Here is a 4,878-nt window from a genome sequence, read left to right as displayed (position 1 = left end):
GATGCGCCAGGGCGATCGTGCGGTGCAGGCCGGGCCGGGCCAGCGGAGTGACCCGCAGCCCGCGCCCGGACCTGGCCGCCACCATCCGGGGCACCACCGCGACCCCCAGCCCGGCTCGTACGAAACCCAGCACCGCATCCATCTCGCCGCCCTCCACGGCGAAGTCGGGTTCGAACCCCTCCGCGCGACACGCGGCCACCGTCAGCTCCCGCAGGTCGTACCCGTGCCGGAACATCACCAGCCGCTCACCCTCCAGGTCGCAGACCCGCACGGTGCGGCGCCCCCGGCCGGGAGGCGGGGCGTCCGGCCAGGAGACCACGACGAGATCCTCCCGCAGCAGCTCCACCGTGGTCAGCGCCGGCGACGGCGTCGGCAGCGGCAGCACCACCAGCGCCAGGTCCAGAGCCCCGCGGGCCAGCTCCCGCACCAGATCATGCGAGCCGCCCTCCTCGATCAGCAGCCGGACGCCGGGGTAGCGGTCGTGGAACGCCCGCAGCACATCCGGCAGCAGACCCGTGCACAGACTCGGCGTCGCCCCCAGCCGCACCCGGCCGCTGCGCAACTGCACCAGTTCCTGCACCTCGTGCCGGGCCGTGTCGGCGTCGGCCAGGATGCGCCGGGCCAGGGGCAGCAGCGCCTCCCCGGCGTCCGTGAGCGTGATGTTGCCCCGGGCGCGCAGGAACAGATCCGCGCCCAGCTCCCGCTCCAGCGCCTTGATCTGCTGCGACAGCGACGGCTGGGCGACATGGACCAGATCGGCGGCCCGGGTGAAGTGCCGGGTCTCGGCGACGGCCACGAAGTACTGGAGCTGCTGGAACTGCATGCACTCACGATAGCTCCAGCCTATGGATTCAAGCTGGACCATGTCTTGGACCGATCGGCCGCAGGTCCGTAGCGTGCTGTTCCATGGCTCTGGCAACGCGGACGGACCGACGGCCGTCTCTCGCACGCACCGTGTGGGACTCCACCGTCGGCAAGAAGACCGTGATGGCGGTCAGTGGTCTGATCATGCTGCTGTACCTGGTCGTCCACATGATCGGAAACCTGAAGATCTTCTTCGGGGCGGGAGAGTTCAACCACTACGCGCACTGGCTGCGCACCGTGGGCGAGCCGTTCATGCACTACGAGTGGACGCTCTGGCTCGTCCGGATCGTGCTGGTCGCCGCCGTCGTCGCGCACGCCACCTCGGCGTACCAGCTCAGCCGCCGTGACATCAGGGCCCGGCCCAGCAAGTACGTGCACAAGAAGGCACGGGCGCCGTGTGGCACATCCTCGACCTGACGACCGGCACCGTGCACTCCGGCGGCTTCCAGGAGGGCCACCCGTACCAGAACGTCGTGGACACCTTCTCCACCTGGTACGGCAACCTCGTCTACATCGTCGCGATGCTCGCGCTCGGCCTGCACGTCCGGCACGGCTTCTGGAGCGCGGCCCAGACGCTCGGCGCCGGCAGCCGCACCCGCGATCGGGCCCTGAAGACCGTCGCAGGCGTTCTCGCACTGCTGCTCACGGCCGGCTTCATCGCCGTACCCGTGGGCGTCATGACCGGAGTGGTGAGCTGAAGATGACCTACACCGACTACCCGACGGGCGAACCCGTCGTCGACACCAAGGCCCCCTCCGGCCCCGTCGACGATCGCTGGGACAAGCGCCGCTTCGAGGCCAGGCTGGTCAACCCCGCCAACCGGCGCAAGCACACCGTGATCGTCGTCGGCACCGGCCTCGCAGGCGGCTCCGCCGGGGCCACCCTCGCCGAACAGGGCTACCACGTCGTCCAGTTCTGCTACCAGGATTCGCCCCGCCGCGCTCACTCCATCGCCGCGCAGGGTGGCATCAACGCCGCGAAGAACTACCGCAACGACGGCGACTCCGTCCACCGCCTGTTCTACGACACCGTCAAGGGCGGCGACTTCCGCGCCCGCGAGTCCAACGTCCACCGGCTCGCGCAGATCTCCGTCGAGATCATCGACCAGTGCGTGGCCCAGGGTGTGCCCTTCGCCCGGGAGTACGGCGGTCTGCTCGACACCCGGTCGTTCGGCGGCGTGCAGGTGTCGCGCACGTTCTACGCCCGGGGCCAGACGGGCCAGCAGCTCCTCCTCGGCGCCTACCAGGCCCTCAGCCGGCAGATCGCCGCCGGGAACATCGAGATGCACCCGCGCACCGAGATGCTCGACCTGATCGTCGTCGACGGGCGGGCGCGTGGGATCGTGGCCCGGGACCTGGTGACGGGGAAGATCGACACGTATGTCGCGGACGCCGTCGTGCTCGCCTCCGGCGGATACGGCAACGTCTTCTACCTGTCGACGAACGCCATGAACTCCAACGCCACCGCCATCTGGCGGGCCCACCGGCGCGGCGCCCTCTTCGCCAACCCGTGCTTCACCCAGATCCACCCCACCTGCATCCCGCGCACCGGCGACCACCAGTCCAAGCTGACGCTGATGAGCGAGTCGCTGCGCAACGACGGGCGCATCTGGGTGCCGAAGGCGAAGGGCGACCAGCGGCCCCCGAACGAGATCCCCGAGGACGAGCGCGACTACTACCTGGAGCGCATCTACCCGTCGTTCGGCAACCTCGTCCCGCGCGACATCGCCTCCCGCGCCGCGAAGAACGTCTGTGACGAGGGCAGGGGAGTGGGCCCCGGTGGTCAGGGCGTCTACCTCGACTTCGCCGACGCCGTCGCGCGCATGGGACGGGAGACCGTCGAGGCCAAGTACGGCAACCTCTTCGACATGTACCAGCGGATCACCGACGAGGATCCGTACGAGGTGCCGATGCGGATCTACCCCGCCGTGCACTACACGATGGGCGGCCTGTGGGTCGACTACGACCTCCAGACCACCGTCCCCGGGCTGTTCGCGATCGGCGAGGCCAACTTCTCCGACCACGGCGCCAACCGGCTCGGCGCCTCGGCGCTGATGCAGGGACTCGCGGACGGCTACTTCGTCCTCCCCTCGACCATCAACGACTACCTGGCCCGAAACCCGCACCACGACGCCGTGACCGGCGAACACCCCGTCGTCCAGGAGGTGCTGGCCGACACCCAGGACCGGCTCAACCTGCTGCTGTCCGTCGACGGCGACCGCACCCCCGACTCCTTCCACCGCGAGGTCGGCGAACTCATGTGGGAGTTCTGCGGCATGGCCCGCACCGACTCGGGGTTGCGCAAGGCGCTGGAGCGCATCCCGCAGATCCGCGAGGAGTTCTGGCGGCGCATCAAGGTGCCCGGCACCGGCGAGGAGTTCAACCAGTCACTGGAGAAGGCCAACCGCGTCGTCGACTACCTGGAGCTCGCCGAGCTGATGTGCCTCGACGCGCTGCACCGCGAGGAGTCCTGCGGCGGCCACTTCCGCGAGGAGTCCCAGACGCCCGACGGCGAGGCCGCCCGCAGGGACGAGGAGTTCGGGTACGCGGCCGCCTGGGAGTTCACCGGCACCGGCGAGGCTCCCGTCCTCCACAAGGAAGACCTGGTCTTCGAGTACGTCCACCCCACCCAGCGGAGCTACGCATGAAGCTCACCCTGCGCGTCTGGCGGCAACGGAACGCCGACGCCGACGGCACGATGTCCACGTACGAGGTGGACGGGATCTCACCCGACATGTCCTTCCTGGAGATGCTCGACACGCTCAACGAGGAACTCATCGTCAAGGGCGAGGATCCCGTCGCCTTCGACCACGACTGCCGTGAGGGCATCTGCGGGGCGTGCTCGCTCGTCATCAACGGTGATGCGCACGGGCCCGAGCGGACCACCACCTGCCAGCTGCACATGCGGTCGTTCGAGGACGGCGACACGATCGACGTCGAGCCGTGGCGGGCGTCCGCGTTCCCGGTGATCAAGGATCTGGTCGTCGACAGGACGGCGTTCGACCGGATCATCCAGGCCGGCGGGTACATCACCGCGCCGACCGGGGCGGCTCCCGAGGCGCACGCCACGCCGGTGCCGAAGCCGGACGCCGACCTCGCCTTCGAGCACGCCGAGTGCATCGGGTGCGGGGCGTGCGTGGCGGCCTGTCCGAACGGGGCGGCGATGCTGTTCACGTCCGCCAAGATCAACCATCTCAATGTGCTGCCACAGGGGGCGCCCGAGCGGGAGACGCGGGTGCTGGACATGGTGGAGCAGATGGACGAGGAGGGGTTCGGGGGGTGCACGCTCGCGGGTGAGTGCGCCACGGCCTGCCCGAAGGGGATCCCGTTGATGTCCATCACCAGCATGAACAAGGAGTGGTTGCGGTCCGCGCGGAAGGTGAAGCGGTAGCGCCGTAGGGGCTTCGGTACCTGGGCGGCTGCTGGTGCATCGTGGTTGGTCGCGCAGTTCCCCGCGCTCTTCCTCGAAGGCCGCCTCGTCGATGGCGCCCTCCTCCAGGGCCCGGTCGAGTGCCGCCAGGCGCGCCTGCACCGCACGCGGGCCGCCGGCCTGGCGTTCGGCCTCCTGGAGCAGGTGGTCGGCGACCCAGAGCGTTCCGCGCACGGGGGCGAGCGGCAGCAGCAGGAGCCCGGTCACGAGTCCCACGGTGTCACCGGCCGGCCGGGGCGGACGGCGCGTCGACGAAGCTGTAGCACGGCAGCGGGCCGGTCACGCTGAGCACCATGCCGCGGTCGAGAATCAGCTCCAGCACGTCGTAGAGGGTCCCGGCGCGGGGAGCACAGACGATCTCGTCGCTGTAGACGGTCATGCGGCGGTCCTTCCGGTCAGCGGTTGCGGCGGTCCGGTCACTGGTCCTGGGCGCCGCGCCGCAAGCGCGCGATCCGGCGGTACTGCACCAGCTCGCCCGCCGAGTCCAGTTCCACCCGGTACGTCGCGAGCAGGCTTCGAGAATCTCGAGGGCTGCAACGAGATCCTCAACCTGACGCGCCCGGACATCGTCCGTTCGGGCCAGTC

3 protein-coding genes and 4 pseudogenes are annotated in these 4,878 nt (G+C 69.8%); 3 read left to right on the top strand and 4 right to left on the bottom strand.

All coding sequences use genetic code 11. The features are described from left to right. The coding region (locus ABZ281_RS38015; RefSeq protein ID WP_356662587.1) for a LysR substrate-binding domain-containing protein at nucleotides 1-823 on the bottom strand (823 nt) is incomplete at its 3' end. 83 nt (nucleotides 824-906) lie between these two features. Between ABZ281_RS38015 and ABZ281_RS38010 the strand changes: the two are divergent. The 3 genes and pseudogenes from ABZ281_RS38010 (at nucleotide 907) to ABZ281_RS38000 (ending at nucleotide 4,254) form a co-directional block, all read left to right on the top strand. After that, a pseudogene (locus ABZ281_RS38010) lies at nucleotides 907-1,562 on the top strand (succinate dehydrogenase). A gap of 2 nt (nucleotides 1,563-1,564) precedes the next feature. Beyond that, the gene (locus tag ABZ281_RS38005) at nucleotides 1,565-3,511 is read left to right on the top strand and encodes a fumarate reductase/succinate dehydrogenase flavoprotein subunit (RefSeq protein ID WP_356662586.1); all 1,947 of its coding nucleotides are present in this window, start codon (nucleotides 1,565-1,567) and stop codon (nucleotides 3,509-3,511) included. Further along, nucleotides 3,508-4,254, top strand: a complete 747-nt coding sequence (locus ABZ281_RS38000; protein WP_356662585.1) for a succinate dehydrogenase/fumarate reductase iron-sulfur subunit — start codon at nucleotides 3,508-3,510, stop codon at nucleotides 4,252-4,254. Before ABZ281_RS38005 ends, ABZ281_RS38000 begins: the two co-directional genes overlap by 4 nt. 18 nt (nucleotides 4,255-4,272) lie before the next feature. On the opposite strand, the pseudogene ABZ281_RS37995 reads toward ABZ281_RS38000, so the two are convergent. From ABZ281_RS37995 to gvpO, 3 pseudogenes are all read right to left on the bottom strand, one after another. Beyond that, a pseudogene (locus tag ABZ281_RS37995) lies at nucleotides 4,273-4,509 on the bottom strand (gas vesicle protein GvpG); the annotation flags it as partial. A gap of 64 nt (nucleotides 4,510-4,573) precedes the next feature. After that, nucleotides 4,574-4,672, bottom strand: a pseudogene (locus ABZ281_RS37990) (gas vesicle protein); the annotation flags it as partial. 37 nt (nucleotides 4,673-4,709) lie between these two features. Next, nucleotides 4,710-4,817 (bottom strand): annotated as a pseudogene (gene gvpO / locus ABZ281_RS37985) (gas vesicle protein GvpO); the annotation flags it as partial. Nucleotides 4,818-4,878: the final 61 nt, after the last annotated feature.

Source organism: Streptomyces sp. NPDC006265 (assembly GCF_040613555.1).
Taxonomy (GTDB): Bacteria; Actinomycetota; Actinomycetes; order Streptomycetales; family Streptomycetaceae; genus Streptomyces.
The sequence above is the reverse complement of the archived record's forward strand: the minus strand, read 5'-3'. Positions and strand labels throughout refer to the sequence as shown.

What these genes read in the sequence shown, in the direction of transcription:
- ABZ281_RS38005 (WP_356662586.1), top strand. Translation starts at nt 1,565, where the DNA reads ATGACCTACACCGACTACCCGACGGGCGAACCCGTCGTCGACACCAAG.
- ABZ281_RS38000 (WP_356662585.1), top strand. Translation starts at nt 3,508, where the DNA reads ATGAAGCTCACCCTGCGCGTCTGGCGGCAACGGAACGCCGACGCCGAC.